The following is a 13,889-nucleotide window of genomic DNA, read 5'->3' as shown; positions in this document are numbered from 1 at the left end:
TAAATGGTGAAGGATAGAAATACTAGCTTACAAACAACTTATTAAAATGTTATTTATGAAAAGTGAAGATAAAAATACAAGCTATAATTCTGATGTAACTGCAGATGACTTGCAGGCTTTAGGAGAAAAGGTTAAGAATACAAGAACAGACAAAGGTGATGATAGCCAACTTAACGATAGAGAAAAGGATGTAGATTTTGCTGGAAAAGATTTGGACATACCCGGAAGAGAATTACCGCAAAGTAAAACTCAAGAAACGTTAAAAGATGAGGAAAACCAATTGTATAGTCAAGGTGGACCTGGTAATGAAGATTTAGAGCGGAATAGAGATCACATAAAATAGTAATCAACACCTATAAAAATAAAAAAGCAGCCAATGGCTGCTTTTTTTATACTGTAAACAGCATTTTAACTTAAATGAGATTTCAGCTCGATTTCAGCCTTTAACAATTTTGAAATAGGACAAACCTCTTTCGCTTTTTCAGCAATTTCATTGAATTTATCGGCTTCTATGTTAGGCACATCACCTTTTAATTCAAGTATAACCTTATTAATTTCGCCGTCTTTAAATTGAACATTTGCCTCAACATTTAGCGAATTCGGTGTAAAACCTTCTTCGCCTAGTAAAAAACTTAATTGCATAGAGAAACAGCCAGCATGTGCTGCAGCTATCAATTCTTCTGGATTTGTGCCTTTACCGTTCTCAAATCTGGTATTGTAGGAGTATTGTGTGTCTTGTAGAACAGTACTTTCTGTAGTTAAGGTTCCTTCTCCTTCTTTTCCGCTACCTTTCCAAGTTGCGAATGCTTTTCTTATAAAATTCATATTAGAATAATTTACTAGTTACAATTTGTTTTTATGCGTGTTCTGGTTGTTGGTTGTATGTTGGATAATCTAAATACCCTTCTTTTCCTCCGGAATAAAAGGTGTCATCGTCCCAATCGGCTAATTCATATCCATTGGCAAAACGCTCTACCAAATCCGGATTGGAAATATATAATTTGCCATATGCAACGAGATCAGCGTTACCTTCTTCAATCACTTTATTACCTGACTCCTGATCAAACCCTGCATTGATCATTAAAGTACCATTGTAAAGTGGTCTAAAATGTTCAGCAATATTTTGTACTGCATACGGTATATTAGATACATCGGTGAAAGGTTCCGATAAGTGAATATATGCCAAGTTATAATCATTTAATTTTTTGATGATATATTCAAATGTTGGTATGGTTTCTTCATCCATGGTAATACCGAACATTCCGTCTAAAGAAGGGTTGAACCTTGCTCCTATTTTTTCTTGTGGTATTACTTCTTTTATGGCTTCTAAAACTTCAAAAAAGAAACGGGTTCTATTTTCTATGGTTCCACCGTATTCATCAGTTCTGTGATTAGAAGTTCCATTAAAAAATTGATGGAATAAATACCCATTGGAAGAATGTATTTCTACACCGTCAAAACCAGCTTCTACGGCATTCTTAGCTGCATTTTTAAAATCTTCAACTGTTTGTTTAATTTCATCTATACTCATGGCTTTAGGGGTAACCGTGTCTTTAAAACCTTCTGGGGTATAGCTTTGAGCGTTTGGGTTAATAGCCGACGGAGCTACAGGTAAGTCACCATTATGGAAATCTGGGTGAGACATACGCCCAACGTGCCATAGTTGAATAAAAATCTTACCCCCTTTATCGTGAACTTCTTTGGTAACTTTTTTCCATCCATCTACCTGTTCTTTGGTGTGAATTCCTGCGGTATTAACATAGCCAACAGCCTGCTTAGAGACTTGTGAGCCTTCCGTAATAATTAATCCTGCAGAGGCTCTTTGTTTATAATATGGTACATGCAAATCTTCTGTAGGTATATTTCCGTCATTGGCAGCTCTACTTCGTGTCATAGGTGCCATCACCACCCTATTTTTTAAGTCCAGATTTTTATGGTAAGGGGTTAATAATACTTGTGTGCTCATATATTTTATATTTTAAAAAATGCATAGTTTAAACCTCAAAGTTCCTACTATTAATGGTAGTATTTTGACTCTTATCGTTAAAACATTGTTATAAAGCGTAAAAAGAGGGAATTCTTTTTTACTAAGGCATATTTTTGATTTTAAAATTTTTAAAACCTTCTAAGTTTTTTGTCGTAAGTATTTTCAAAGACAACCTTTCTAAAACTAATTTTATGAATTCAAGTAGCAGGGTATTTAAACTGTTCAATCTCATTTTATTTTTCAGTATTATAACAAGCGCCAGTGCACAGAGCTTAAAAGGTAAAGTGACAGATAATAATGGTGTAGCCTTAGAAAATGTGGGCATTTTTAATCAGACTAGCGGGCAACATAGTCATACCAATTTATCAGGGTCATTTTCACTTCCTTCAACACAGGTAAACGATTCTGTATATTTTTCAAACTTAGGATTCAAAACCTTTGTGTTGGTGGTTGAACCAAAACATTTCAATGAAAATGTACAAATTGCTTTAGAGGAATCAAGTATCAATTTAGATCAAGTAGAAGTAATTTCTAAAGTTGATGCCATGAGTAGAATTGTAAATATTGATATACAGAATGATCCGGTAAAGTCATCACAGGAAATTTTGAGAAAAGTACCTGGATTATTAATTGGTCAGCACGCAGGTGGTGGAAAAGCTGAACAGATTTTCTTAAGAGGTTTTGATATTGACCACGGTACAGATGTAGCTATTAGTGTTGATGGTATGCCAGTGAATATGGTATCACATGCACATGGTCAAGGATATGCCGATTTACACTTTGTAATACCGGAAACTATAAACAACATAAATTTTGGTAAGGGATTGTATTACGCTGATCAAGGTAATTTTAATACTGCTGGCTATGTAGATTTAAGCTTGAAGAAAAGTATAGATGAAAGCATGGTGTCTTATGAAGCCGGACAGTTTAATACCAATAGATTCGTGGGGCTTTTTAAGGTATTGGAAGAAGGTAAAAGCGATGCATACCTAGCCTCTGAAATATATCTCACGGACGGACCATTTGATTCGCCTCAAAATTTCAATAGAATAAATGTATTAGGTCGATATAATTATAGGGATATAGGCAAGGAAGAACTTACGTTAACGGCTTCTCATTTTCAAAGTAAATGGGATGCTTCGGGTCAAATTCCACAAAGAGCAGTAGATCAAAACCTCATAGGGCGGTTTGGTGCCATTGACGATACTGAAGGAGGACAAACCAGTAGAACCAATGTAATGTTGAACCACACAAAATTTTTGGGTGAAGACCAATTCTTAAAAACTAGGGCTTTTATAAGCAAGTATGATTTTGAATTGTTCTCCAATTTCACTTTCTTTTTAGAAGACCCAGTAAATGGCGATCAAATACGACAGTATGAAGATCGAACGATTATGGGAGCTGAAACTGTTTTTGAACAGATCAATATAACTGTAAGAGAAGATGATATCTTTACCTATTCTGCTGGTGTAGGCTTTAGAAATGATAATGTAGATGATGTAACACTAGAGCATACGTTAAATAGAAAAACTGTGTTGGAGCAATATGCATTTGGCGACGTAGATGAAACAAATATGTACGGTTTTGTTGATGCGGAATATAAAACAGGAAACTGGACCTTTAATCCGTCTGTACGATTAGATTATTTCAATTTCGATTATGAGAACAAACTAAGCGAACTTTACGACAATAAAAGTGAAAGTAAGGCTAAAGTGAGTCCTAAGTTGAATACACTATACTCGGTAAATAGAAATTGGCAGCTATTCTTAAAAACAGGATTAGGATTTCATTCTAACGATACACGTGTAGTTACGGCAAACGAAGGTAGGGATGTATTACCGAACGCTTATGGTGTAGATTTAGGAACCATTATTAAACCTACAGATAAGTTGGTTTTAAATGCCACTTTATGGGGACTGTTATTAGATCAAGAATTTGTTTACGTAGGTGATGCAGGTATTGTTGAGCCAAGTGGTAAAACCCGTAGATTAGGACTTGAGCTTGGTGGTCGTTATCAAGTATTGAATTGGTTGTATCTATATAGTGACGTCAACTACACCTATGCAAGAAGTACAGAAGAAACGAGCGGTGAAGACTATATTCCCCTAGCACCCGATTTCACGGCAGTAGGCGGACTATCAATTACCGATTTAGACAATTTTTCTGGGAATTTGAATTATCGATATTTGGGCGATAGGGCTGCGAACGAAGACAATAGTATTGTTGCAGAAGGATATTTTGTAACGGACTTAAACCTGAACTACAATATTAAAAACTGGACGGTTGGTGTAATCGTAGAAAACTTATTTGATACAGAGTGGAACGAAACACAGTTCGCTACTGAAAGTAGATTGTTCAATGAAACAGCATCGGTTGAAGAAATTCATTTCACTCCCGGAACTCCGTTTTACTTAAGAGGAAAGGTTTCTGTGAGGTTTTAAAGAAGTTGTTGTTTAAAGGTTTTAAAAGGATGATTTGTTACTTCTGTAATGAATCATCCTTTTTTTAGACCAAAACTTCATGCAAGAAATTTTTAAAGATTTTAGTACCGGCGGATTACTTAAAGTCGGTAATGAAGTTTTATTGGAAAGGTATAGAAAACCCAAACAAGCTGAGCTCTACATTTTTGTTAGAACTACTAGTAACAAAGCCGAGATTACCGTTGATGGTATACCTTATATAATTTCAGAACATAGTCTACTTGCATTGACCCCAATTCAATTTATTCATTTTGTGGATGGTAAAGATTTGGTTGTTTATCAATTTAACCGTGAGTTTTACTGTATAAAAGATCATGATCATGAGGTAAGCTGCGCAGGACTATTATTTTTTGGCAATGCACATTTTCCATTAATAGATTTAGGAGAAAATGAACAACGAAAGTTTAATACCCTTCACGAGGTTTTTGTAGATGAATTAAATACGGAAGATACGATACAAGCAGAAATGCTACGTTTGCTAATGGCGCGTTTTATGATTATGAGTACAAGGCTGCTAAAGGCAAAAGAAGGATTTGGTAACGCTAACAGTGATGTAAAAATAGATTTGCTAAGAGCATTTAATGTTTTGGTAGAAGTACATTTTAAAGAAGAACATTCGGTTTCCTTTTATGCAAGTAAACTATTTAAGTCTCCAAAAACCCTTTCCAATACTTTTGCAAAATTTAAAACGACTCCGCTACAAATAATACATGAACGCATAGTGCTTGAAGCCAAACGGTTGCTGATCTATACCGATAAAACCGCTAAAGAGATTGCTTACGAGATTGGCTTTGAAGATGCATCGCATTTAAGTCGTTTGTTTAAAAAAATTACAAACCTCTCTCCTTCTCAATTCAAGAAACGCCTAGAAAAAACCAGTTAGGGAAGAATTGACAACTACAAGGGTAAAATTGCCCGTTTTAAGATTCATAATTGCTAGATCTTTGTACTGTAAAATTAAAACAGTAAAGACATGAATTTAAAACACAAATCAATTTTCAATTTAATAGAAATATTTACTTCTAGAAGAATAGAGGTGTCAAACACCGTCAATGTAAAAGAACATTGTGAACACAATCATATATCAGATTTCTATTGTGATTCTGATTCATCATCTAGATTAACACGAGTATTCAATTCATTGTTCTAAAGGAAAAATTGACAAGCCAATGGGAATTTCAAGCATGATAAATACCTGTTAGTCAGTCTACCTTTGTGACAAATTTAATTTCAAAATAAAATAATAAAAAAACATAATCATGAGCACATTTAATGTACCTACCAGAGAAGAAGTAAGCGAAAACAATCAAGCGATTTTCGACAATCTTAAAAAAGCTTTAGGCTTTGTACCAAATTTATATGCAACGTATGCAAATAGTGATACTGCATTAGAAAATTACTTAAATTTTGCAAATGCCAAAACTTCATTATCAGCTAAAGAGAAAGAAGTCGTCAATTTAGCAGTAAGTCAAGTAAACAACTGTATCTATTGTTTATCTGCTCATACGGCTATAGGTAAAATGAACGGATTCAATGACGAGCAAATTCTTGAGTTAAGAGCAGGAAAAGCATCTTTTGACTCTAAGTTGGATGCCTTGGCTCAATTAGCAAAAAACATTTCAGAGAATAGAGGGCGTACAGATGAAAAAGTTTTAGAAAACTATTTTGCTGCTGGTTATACAAAAGCAAACTTAATTGACACCATTTCCTTAGTAGGAGACAAAACAATATCAAACTACATTCACAGTACAACACAAGTACCCGTTGATTTTCCGTTAGCTCCTTCATTATAAACAATTTCACAACTAATTATTAATAAACATTAAAACGGGGTAACACCTATTAAATTTAAACACATGAAAAAAGTATTATCAATTTTAGTAATCGTATTAGCATTTTCTTTCAACGCAAACGCACAAGATAAAATGATGAAACAACCAGTTAAGAAAATTGCTTTAGAGCAAACAACTGGCGAATTCACGCAAAAATCAATTACAGTTAGTGAAGGCACTTATATTTTTGACGTTGCAAATAATAACGTAGGTAAAGATGTGGGTCTGGTTTTAGTAAAGAAAGGTATGGATGCCTCTAAACCAGAAAACCATATTCAAACTGCATATGTAACTGCGGCGGTGAAAAATAATACAGTAGGTCATTCTAAGGCTACAAAACTAGAAAAAGGGGAATATGTTTATTTCTGTCCTTTGAACCCTACACCACAATATAATTTAATTGTAGAGTAAACTAAAAGATCTTTTAAATAAAAAGGGCTGTTCATTTAAGAACAGCCCTTTTGAATTTTGTACTATTTAATCTTCTGGTGGATGACCATGAATTTCTTCAAAGACCTTATCAAAATTTTCGCGTAAGTATGCGTTTAATTTCTTTTGGTAATCGTCTTTTAACCAGCTTAAGAAATTATACGTGCTTTTACTGATACATTTTCCATAAACGTGTATTCTATTATCAATATCTTCTTTTAATAGCTTAGCCAATGCAATGGCATCATACACATCTTCACTATTTTCAATACATATGTAAGCGTGTTGAGCAATAGATCGTTCAAGAACTACTTTAGATGATTCACCCGCAAAAGTAGCTGTCTCGTAAGTCTCTTTTATATCAAAATACGTTTCCTTGGAGTTTTTGAACTCCGCCTTAACTTCTTCAGATAGGTCAAGTTTAAAATCGCTTTCAATGTCTTCATCGTCACGAATACGATCCATGTAGTAATTGGGAGATTTAAAAATGGCTCCCCAATCCAAATCTGCTCCCCAAGGACCAAATCTGTATAGATTGTTACCTAAATCAATAACCGTAAATTTAGATTTATTGTTCAATACCCTAGAACCTCTACCGATCATTTGGTAGTACAGCGTCAATGATTTTGTTGCCCTGTTAAGAATAATAGTATCAATAGTAGGTTCATCAAAACCAGTGGTTAAAATACTTACTGACGTTAAAATAGCATCAGGTGTTTCTTTAAACCATTTTAATATTTGCTTTCGCTGTTTCTTTGTAGCGGTATTATCAAGGTGCATAATGTTTAAACCTGCAGCTTGAAAAGTATGGTAAACCTGAATAGAGGTTTCAATACCATTATTAAAAATCAATGTTTTTTTACCTTTTGAATGTTTGGTATAAGCTTCTAAAAGCTTACTTAACATTGCCGGACTCGTATATAAATCAGCAGATGATTTAACGGTATAATCACCATTAGAACCAATTTCCAAAGAAGTTAGTCCCATATCATAATGAAACACTTCTGCCCTTGCCAAGAAATCATTGGCAATTAAGTTTTCTATAGTTTCGCCAGGTATAAGTTCATCATAGTTTTTGTTCATTGGTAAGTCCTTATTAGAACTTAACGGCGTAGCTGTTACGCCAAGAACAAACGAATTTTCGAAGAACTTAAATAACTTGGTAAAAGAATTGTAGTGAGCCTCATCTATAATAACCAAACCGACATCAGAAATATCTAATTGGTCATCGTTTAATCTATTGTTCAACGTTTCAACCATAGCAACATAACAGCTATAGCGCTCTTGATCATCAAGATTGGCTTTACTGTTTACCACTTTATTGACAACGCCAAAACTGGTTAACATGGCAGATGTTTGGTTGCACAGTTCAATACGGTGGGTCATTACCAAAACCTTTTTGTTATGGTTTTTAAGGTACTGACGTACTATTTCCGAAAAAATTACGGTTTTACCACCACCTGTAGGTAATTGGTATAGAAGGTGATAATCATCTCGTTCTGAATCGAACTTGTCAAATATTTGTTGAATTGCTCCTTGTTGGTAGCTGTAAAGTTCTTTATCTGTTTTTCTGTCCTGTAGTTCAAAAACTGTCTCTTGCATAAAATCTTCTCTGGAGTGTGCAAAGGTAACAATCTCGCTAGTTTATTACTAATTCATGGGTTAAAAAGGGTATCTTTTGCGACCATATGTAATAGAAATTAATTGTAATAGGTAAAATTGAAGGAACATTTTCATTTTAAAATATACAAACCAGTGGGTATGCTAAGCCAAATATCTTCCGGTGAAGACCGTCAACTCCGTAAAAAGCGATTTTTAAGTGAGCTTTTTAGTTTTCCTGAAGGAATAATGCCCATAGGTAGATTGGATGAGAAGTCGGAAGGATTGTTATTAATGACTACCGATGGGAAATTGAGCGATACCATTAATAGGTTGGGTATTGAAAAAGAGTACCTAGCCCAATTAGATGGCATCATTAATTCTGATGCGATTGAAAAAATCACAAAAGGCATTAACATTGGAGTCTTTGGCAAGAAATATACCACCAAACCTTGTTCCGTAGTATTGTTAAAAGAACCACCTACACTACCCGATGCACATTCTTCATTGAGAATAGGCAGGCATAGACCTACAAGTTGGATCAGCATAACTATTAATGAAGGTAAATTTCGTCAAGTACGTAAAATGACTGCTGCAGTGGGGTTTCCAACCCTTCGTTTAGTACGAGTACGAATAGGTACTATAAGGTTAGAACATATGAACCCCACAGAAGTTAATGAGGTAACTCTTGATCCGATATCTTTTTAGGAATACGTTTCCCTGAGAATCTAGAAAGAATAGTAAGGCTTTTTTTAGTGTTTATAAAATACACGCCAGTTAGTAAAACAACCGAAGCCATAACAGATTGTACGGTGATGGTTTCATTTAAAAAATACCATCCTAAAATCATAGCTACTATGGGATTTATATACGTAGATGTTGCTACTTTCTCTGGAGAAACAATACGAAGTAAATAATTGAACGCCGTAAAAGTAATGATACTGCCAAATGTAACTAAGAGTAGCATTGACCATAACACTTTTGGACTCCAAGTAACTGGTGATGTCCAGTTTTCTCCAAATAGTGTACTGATAACGAGTAGAGATAATCCGCTTGTTAGCATTTGATAACCGGTATTGACAAAGAAATTTTTGGGCAAGACAGCTTTACCAACAAATAGGCTACCATAAGACCAGCTAAGCATACAAATAAATATTAGTACCATACCCAATATGGCTCCTTCTTGAGCAATAACCTCTTTTTGACTTACTAATAGAAAAATACCGGTAATGCCTAGAATAACCCCAATGATTGACATGGGTTGAATTTTTTTGCCCTGCAAAACACGCATCATGAGCAATACCACTAAAGGTTGTGCCGATACTTCAAGTGCTGCAAACCCACTGTCCACATATTTTAAAGCCCAAACCACTACTCCATTCCCAAATGTAAGAAACAGAAAACCGGCAATAAAAGTGTTTTTAAATTGTTGCTTGGTGATTTTTAGTGAGAAGCCTAATAGTTTTGAAATAATAAAAATTAAGCTTCCGGCAGTCACAAAACGAATACCTGCCAACATAAAGGCAGGTAATTCGGTTACTGCAATTTTATTCCACAAATAGGTAGATCCCCAAATGAAATATATGGCAAAAAATGACAATACGACCAGAACGGTGTTACGTTGCATTTTTGCCATTGAAAATTTTGTGTACTAGATTTTCTTTACACGAACTGCGTTCATGCCTTTCATGCCTTTTTCCAGCTCGTAAGAAACCTTGTCGTTTTCCATGATTTCATCAATAAGTCCGCTAACGTGAACAAAATATTTCTCGTTATTTTCAGCGTCGATAATGAAACCAAAACCTTTGGTAGTATCAAAGAAAGAAACTTTACCGTTTCTTACCGGATCAAACTCTTCTACATCTCCTTCTTCTTTCTTTGGAATACCTAGAACGATATCTTCTGCTTCAATTTCTACTTTCATAGCAGGATCTGGCGGTGTATCTACCAGGTTTCCATTGAAGTCTACATAAGCAAGAGGAATACCAGAAGTACCATTTTCTTTTGCAGCCGCTTTACGGGCTAGCATTTTTTTCTTCTTTTCTTCGCGCTTCTTTAAGCGTTTTTTTTCTTTTTCAGTTTTATTAAATGTTTGTTGCGATTTTGCCATTCGTAATTTTAATGATAATAATAGATTTTACTGTAAAGGGATTGAAATACGCAGTGACGTTGATAACCAATGGAAAGCTTATGGGTTAACTACGATGTCATTTGTTGTAAGGTCATTGCAGATATTATATGCATCCCTCTAAAGTTCTACAAAGATATGATTTGTATTTCAATTATTTAGCATTACTGGCACTCAAACTGCCAAAGTTTTAAAAGACTTAAAGTTAAATTCAATTTTAAGATACATTATAATGAATGATTTTACTTTTTAAGACTTAAAAAGTTCCATTTCACCTGTCCGTCAATTCCTAATTACAATTATAACTGTTAAAATTTAAAATTTAATGATAATTTTAAATGACTGAATATCAATTATTTAGTGTGATATCAGTTTATTAAATTGTTAAAAACAGTACCTTTTTATGCATAGTACTGTAACAAAAATTATTAATGGTCGTCTAGTAAGTATAACAGAATTATTAATCATCAATTAAAAACAATATATCATGAGAACTTTTATTAGAAACACACCAACGGAATCAAGAAGAAATGCCTTTTTAACTGCATTTAAAAACAGTAAACGTGTTCAATGGGTAGCTAGCAGACAGTTTACACATTAATATTCAGCACACATCACATCAAAAAACAATCAATCATCAATCCATCTGACTAATCACCAGATTTAAAAACGAACATCATGAGAACTTTTATTAGAAACACACCAACGGAAACAAGAAGAAACACTTTCTTTTCAAGCTTTAAAACAAGTAAGAGAGTACAATGGGTAGCAAGTAGACAGTTTACACATTAATATTCATCACACATCACATCAAAAAACAATTAATTATCAATCCATCTGACTAATCACCAGATTTAAAATACGAACATCATGAGAACTTTTATTAGAAACACACCAACGGAAACAAGAAGAAACACTTTCTTTTCAAGCTTTAAAACAAGTAAGAGAGTACAATGGGTAGCTAGCAGACAGTTTACACATAAATATTCATCACACATCACATCAAAAAACAATTAATCATCAATCCATCTGACTAATCACCAGATTTAAAATACGAACATCATGAGAACTTTTATTAGAAACACACCAACGGAAACAAGAAGAAACACTTTCTTTTCAAGCTTTAAAGCAAGTAAGAGAGTACAATGGGTTGCAAGTAGACAATACACCCATTAAAAATTTAAAATAATTCTTTGAGTTAGCTAAAAAAAAGGGATAAGACTTACAAGTCTTATCCCTTTTTCAATGTTTATTATTTTGATTTAATCCTCTAATGTAATTTCTTCTTCTACTCCATTTGGGTAGGTAAGCAAGGCAATATTATCACAAGTGCTATCTCCAAAATCAACATTTACTGATAGTCCGTTTTTAGAAACATCCATATCACCACTAGAAACATAAGAACAAGATATTTCACTTGTTAATGCGTTATTAACGTTTACATTATAAGTGTTACCTTCAAAAACAACGGTCCAACTGCCTTCGATACTATATGTAGTGGTATCATTAAATGCAATTGTTGTAGACTTGGTTCCGCTGTCAGCTATAATAGAGCCATCTTCCATTTCTACGGTCATTTCACTGGTAACCTGAAAAGTTATGGCGCTATCACTTGAATTTGTACTGAATGTAAATGATCTGGTTCCATTAATTTTTATTTCACCGACGTAGAAGTCAACATAGCTTGCTGTAAAAGAACCAGTTTCTCCCTGTTGGTCATAAGTAACGCTTAAAGTACCATTTACATTTTCTGTTCCATTTAATACGCAGTTATTAAAGGTTGCCACATAGCCGGAATCTGAATAGACGGCACTATAACATTCATTACTTGTAGATTTACCTGTACTTCCGTTATTTGAAGATAACTCATATAATGCCAGATCAATACCACCGGTAATTTCATCGGTTTCTAGAACCGCTTTTAGTTCAGTTTGGGTTAATGTTACCTCTTCTGCAGTAGTATCATCATCACTACAGCTATAGGCCATTAATAATACTCCGGATAAAAGAATACCCTTTTTTAAATGGGATGTTAGATTTTTCATGTTTAATTGTTTGTAGGGTTGTATAGTCAAAACGATAAAAACGCTTACATAGTATGGTCTAAGGGTACTTTTACAGACTATAATTCCATCATTTATAATAATGTTATCGATATACCAGTTATAACCGTATACGATATACTATATTTAATGTATGCTAGTTAAAATAAATTTGAGGGATCAAGTGCGCGATTACCTTTTGTCTGAAATGATTACCGGCAATTTGAAAATAGGCAAGACCATTAATTTGGCGGCACTTGCCAGGCATTTAAAGGTTAGTGTTACCCCTATTCGCGAGGCATTGACCCAACTTCAACAAGCACATATAATTAAAGCGATACCCAACAGAGGTTTCATAATTGCAGAACTAGACGTAGAAGAAGCGGAAGATTTATATGAATTGGTAGCTAATTTGGAGGTAATGGCGATTGAAAATTCTGAATTTAACGAAGAGCACATCATAAACTTAAAGAAGCAACAAGAGGTTTTTGAAAATGCGCCAAATGCTATAAGTAGAATTCAAGCTGATCTTGAGTTTCACAGGTTGCTCACCAAAGGTTATAAAAACGAGTTGGCATTAAAAATTCTGAATGACCTAAAAACACGTTTGTTCTTCTATGAACATGCTTTTACTAATGATGATTCTTTCTACAACAAATCTGATAACCAGCACGAGGCGATAATTTCTGCCATCGCAGATGATAATGTACCAACCGCCTCTCTCCTATTGAAAATGAATTGGATGCTGATTTTAAATTATATTCAAAAGAAGCTTACCGAATAATTCGCTTACTCCAAATCTTGCAAAAGCTCTTGTGCAGATTGGGTAATCTTTTTATACCCTTTGTATGCCCAATTACAGAAAAAAGCCATGGCAACCAATGTTATGGTCAAAGTAATAATTTGTTCCGTTTTTAAACTATTTAGAAAAACGTTCTTGTTAGAAATTATTTTTGAGGTTACCGGTACAATGAAAAACAAGCCAATAAAACCAACCACAATTCCGATCTGTTGCAACCTGAGCAATCTATTTTTTGTATGCACGTATACTTTAAGGTTCTCTTTGTAAGATCCTTTTAAAATATCGATATTCTTGATTTTTTTTAGAGTTGATAACACTGAAACCGGCAATACAATTAAAAACAAGAGCGTAAATGCACCACATGCCTGCAAATACCAAGTATCTAATTTGTTAAAGTTAAAGATTACAAATAATGCGATTGCGAAACATACCAATGCGCCTAAAGATTCGTACTTGGTAATAGTAGTGAATTTGTTCTGATATTTCTGTTTTGTCATGTCTAATATGATTTTGTTCGTTAATTTCTTTTGTTGGTCTAATTCATTGCTCATTTTTGTCCAAGCAGATTGTAGTTGTTCTAATTCCATGAT

The 13,889-nt window shown here is 34.1% G+C and carries 16 protein-coding genes; 9 read left to right on the top strand and 7 right to left on the bottom strand.

The annotated features are described in order from the left end of the window. The first annotated feature begins 55 nt into the window (after positions 1 to 55). On the top strand, positions 56 to 343 hold the full coding sequence (locus EXIGUO8A_RS16620) for a hypothetical protein (RefSeq protein WP_159304024.1): 288 nt from the start codon (positions 56 to 58) through the stop codon (positions 341 to 343). Positions 344 to 408: 65 nt separating this feature from the next. On the opposite strand, the gene EXIGUO8A_RS16615 is transcribed toward EXIGUO8A_RS16620, so the two are convergent. Both EXIGUO8A_RS16615 and EXIGUO8A_RS16610 read right to left on the bottom strand, forming a co-directional pair. Next, positions 409 to 825, bottom strand: coding sequence for an OsmC family protein (locus tag EXIGUO8A_RS16615; protein ID WP_159304023.1), 417 nt, complete (start codon positions 823 to 825; stop codon positions 409 to 411). Between the two features lie 31 nt (positions 826 to 856). Continuing rightward, on the bottom strand, positions 857 to 1,966 hold the full coding sequence (locus tag EXIGUO8A_RS16610; RefSeq protein ID WP_159304022.1) for an alkene reductase: 1,110 nt from the start codon (positions 1,964 to 1,966) through the stop codon (positions 857 to 859). A gap of 212 nt (positions 1,967 to 2,178) precedes the next feature. Between EXIGUO8A_RS16610 and EXIGUO8A_RS16605 the strand changes: the two genes are divergently transcribed. The 5 genes from EXIGUO8A_RS16605 to EXIGUO8A_RS16585 all read left to right on the top strand — a co-directional run bounded on the left by EXIGUO8A_RS16605 (position 2,179) and on the right by EXIGUO8A_RS16585 (position 6,710). Next, the gene (locus tag EXIGUO8A_RS16605; RefSeq protein WP_159304021.1) at positions 2,179 to 4,428 is read left to right on the top strand and encodes a TonB-dependent receptor; all 2,250 of its coding nucleotides are present in this window, start codon (positions 2,179 to 2,181) and stop codon (positions 4,426 to 4,428) included. Between the two features lie 79 nt (positions 4,429 to 4,507). After that, entirely contained in the window at positions 4,508 to 5,350 is an 843-nt protein-coding gene (locus tag EXIGUO8A_RS16600; protein WP_159304020.1) for a helix-turn-helix domain-containing protein, read from the top strand. Positions 5,351 to 5,440: 90 nt separating this feature from the next. Beyond that, positions 5,441 to 5,617, top strand: coding sequence for a hypothetical protein (locus tag EXIGUO8A_RS16595; RefSeq protein ID WP_159304019.1), 177 nt, complete (start codon positions 5,441 to 5,443; stop codon positions 5,615 to 5,617). A gap of 109 nt (positions 5,618 to 5,726) precedes the next feature. Continuing rightward, positions 5,727 to 6,260 carry a carboxymuconolactone decarboxylase family protein gene (locus tag EXIGUO8A_RS16590; RefSeq protein ID WP_159304018.1) on the top strand — a complete coding sequence of 178 codons (534 nt, stop codon included), beginning with the start codon at positions 5,727 to 5,729 and terminating at the stop codon, positions 6,258 to 6,260. Between the two features lie 63 nt (positions 6,261 to 6,323). Continuing rightward, a complete protein-coding gene (locus EXIGUO8A_RS16585; RefSeq protein ID WP_116769036.1) occupies positions 6,324 to 6,710 on the top strand; it encodes a hypothetical protein in 387 nt (128 codons plus the stop codon). Between the two features lie 66 nt (positions 6,711 to 6,776). On the opposite strand, the gene EXIGUO8A_RS16580 is transcribed toward EXIGUO8A_RS16585, so the two are convergent. Beyond that, positions 6,777 to 8,330: a DEAD/DEAH box helicase gene (locus tag EXIGUO8A_RS16580; RefSeq protein WP_116769035.1), complete on the bottom strand. Its 1,554-nt coding sequence runs from the start codon at positions 8,328 to 8,330 to the stop codon at positions 6,777 to 6,779. 117 nt (positions 8,331 to 8,447) lie between these two features. Between EXIGUO8A_RS16580 and EXIGUO8A_RS16575 the strand changes: the two genes are divergently transcribed. After that, on the top strand, positions 8,448 to 9,035 hold the full coding sequence (locus EXIGUO8A_RS16575; protein ID WP_159304017.1) for a pseudouridine synthase: 588 nt from the start codon (positions 8,448 to 8,450) through the stop codon (positions 9,033 to 9,035). Here EXIGUO8A_RS16575 and EXIGUO8A_RS16570 read toward each other — a convergent pair. Next, the gene (locus EXIGUO8A_RS16570) at positions 9,001 to 9,963 is read right to left on the bottom strand and encodes an EamA family transporter (RefSeq protein ID WP_159304016.1); all 963 of its coding nucleotides are present in this window, start codon (positions 9,961 to 9,963) and stop codon (positions 9,001 to 9,003) included. The genes EXIGUO8A_RS16575 and EXIGUO8A_RS16570 overlap by 35 nt on opposite strands. Before the next feature lie 15 nt (positions 9,964 to 9,978). After that, positions 9,979 to 10,437, bottom strand: a complete 459-nt coding sequence (locus tag EXIGUO8A_RS16565; protein ID WP_036154395.1) for a cold-shock protein — start codon at positions 10,435 to 10,437, stop codon at positions 9,979 to 9,981. Between the two features lie 888 nt (positions 10,438 to 11,325). Between EXIGUO8A_RS16565 and EXIGUO8A_RS16560 the strand changes: the two genes are divergently transcribed. After that, on the top strand, positions 11,326 to 11,472 hold the full coding sequence (locus EXIGUO8A_RS16560) for a hypothetical protein (protein WP_159304015.1): 147 nt from the start codon (positions 11,326 to 11,328) through the stop codon (positions 11,470 to 11,472). Between the two features lie 245 nt (positions 11,473 to 11,717). Here the strand turns inward: EXIGUO8A_RS16560 and EXIGUO8A_RS16555 are convergent, their stop codons facing one another. Beyond that, entirely contained in the window at positions 11,718 to 12,500 is a 783-nt protein-coding gene (locus EXIGUO8A_RS16555) for a hypothetical protein (protein ID WP_159304014.1), read from the bottom strand. 151 nt (positions 12,501 to 12,651) lie between these two features. On the opposite strand from EXIGUO8A_RS16555, the gene EXIGUO8A_RS16550 reads away from it, so the two are divergent. Further along, positions 12,652 to 13,281, top strand: a complete 630-nt coding sequence (locus tag EXIGUO8A_RS16550; RefSeq protein ID WP_159304013.1) for a GntR family transcriptional regulator — start codon at positions 12,652 to 12,654, stop codon at positions 13,279 to 13,281. 5 nt (positions 13,282 to 13,286) lie between these two features. On the opposite strand, the gene EXIGUO8A_RS16545 is transcribed toward EXIGUO8A_RS16550, so the two are convergent. Further along, positions 13,287 to 13,886 (bottom strand): hypothetical protein, encoded by a 600-nt coding sequence (locus EXIGUO8A_RS16545; protein WP_159304012.1) that lies wholly within the window; start codon positions 13,884 to 13,886, stop codon positions 13,287 to 13,289. Positions 13,887 to 13,889: the final 3 nt, after the last annotated feature.

Source organism: Maribacter litoralis, assembly GCF_902506355.1.
GTDB classification, from domain to species: Bacteria; Bacteroidota; Bacteroidia; order Flavobacteriales; family Flavobacteriaceae; genus Maribacter; species Maribacter litoralis.
Note: the sequence above shows the minus strand (reverse complement) of the source record. Positions and strands in the feature narration are given on the sequence as shown.

Excerpts from the sequence above, each read along its gene's own strand:
- EXIGUO8A_RS16620 (WP_159304024.1), top strand. The coding sequence starts at position 56 with ATGAAAAGTGAAGATAAAAATACAAGCTATAATTCTGATGTAACTGCA.
- EXIGUO8A_RS16560 (WP_159304015.1), top strand. The coding sequence starts at position 11,326 with ATGAGAACTTTTATTAGAAACACACCAACGGAAACAAGAAGAAACACT.
- EXIGUO8A_RS16610 (WP_159304022.1), bottom strand. The coding sequence starts at position 1,966 with ATGAGCACACAAGTATTATTAACCCCTTACCATAAAAATCTGGACTTA.
- EXIGUO8A_RS16615 (WP_159304023.1), bottom strand. The coding sequence starts at position 825 with ATGAATTTTATAAGAAAAGCATTCGCAACTTGGAAAGGTAGCGGAAAA.
- EXIGUO8A_RS16595 (WP_159304019.1), top strand. The coding sequence starts at position 5,441 with ATGAATTTAAAACACAAATCAATTTTCAATTTAATAGAAATATTTACT.
- EXIGUO8A_RS16550 (WP_159304013.1), top strand. The coding sequence starts at position 12,652 with ATGCTAGTTAAAATAAATTTGAGGGATCAAGTGCGCGATTACCTTTTG.
- EXIGUO8A_RS16555 (WP_159304014.1), bottom strand. The coding sequence starts at position 12,500 with ATGAAAAATCTAACATCCCATTTAAAAAAGGGTATTCTTTTATCCGGA.
- EXIGUO8A_RS16605 (WP_159304021.1), top strand. The coding sequence starts at position 2,179 with ATGAATTCAAGTAGCAGGGTATTTAAACTGTTCAATCTCATTTTATTT.
- EXIGUO8A_RS16590 (WP_159304018.1), top strand. The coding sequence starts at position 5,727 with ATGAGCACATTTAATGTACCTACCAGAGAAGAAGTAAGCGAAAACAAT.
- EXIGUO8A_RS16580 (WP_116769035.1), bottom strand. The coding sequence starts at position 8,330 with ATGCAAGAGACAGTTTTTGAACTACAGGACAGAAAAACAGATAAAGAA.
- EXIGUO8A_RS16585 (WP_116769036.1), top strand. The coding sequence starts at position 6,324 with ATGAAAAAAGTATTATCAATTTTAGTAATCGTATTAGCATTTTCTTTC.
- EXIGUO8A_RS16600 (WP_159304020.1), top strand. The coding sequence starts at position 4,508 with ATGCAAGAAATTTTTAAAGATTTTAGTACCGGCGGATTACTTAAAGTC.
- EXIGUO8A_RS16565 (WP_036154395.1), bottom strand. The coding sequence starts at position 10,437 with ATGGCAAAATCGCAACAAACATTTAATAAAACTGAAAAAGAAAAAAAA.
- EXIGUO8A_RS16570 (WP_159304016.1), bottom strand. The coding sequence starts at position 9,963 with ATGGCAAAAATGCAACGTAACACCGTTCTGGTCGTATTGTCATTTTTT.
- EXIGUO8A_RS16545 (WP_159304012.1), bottom strand. The coding sequence starts at position 13,886 with ATGGAATTAGAACAACTACAATCTGCTTGGACAAAAATGAGCAATGAA.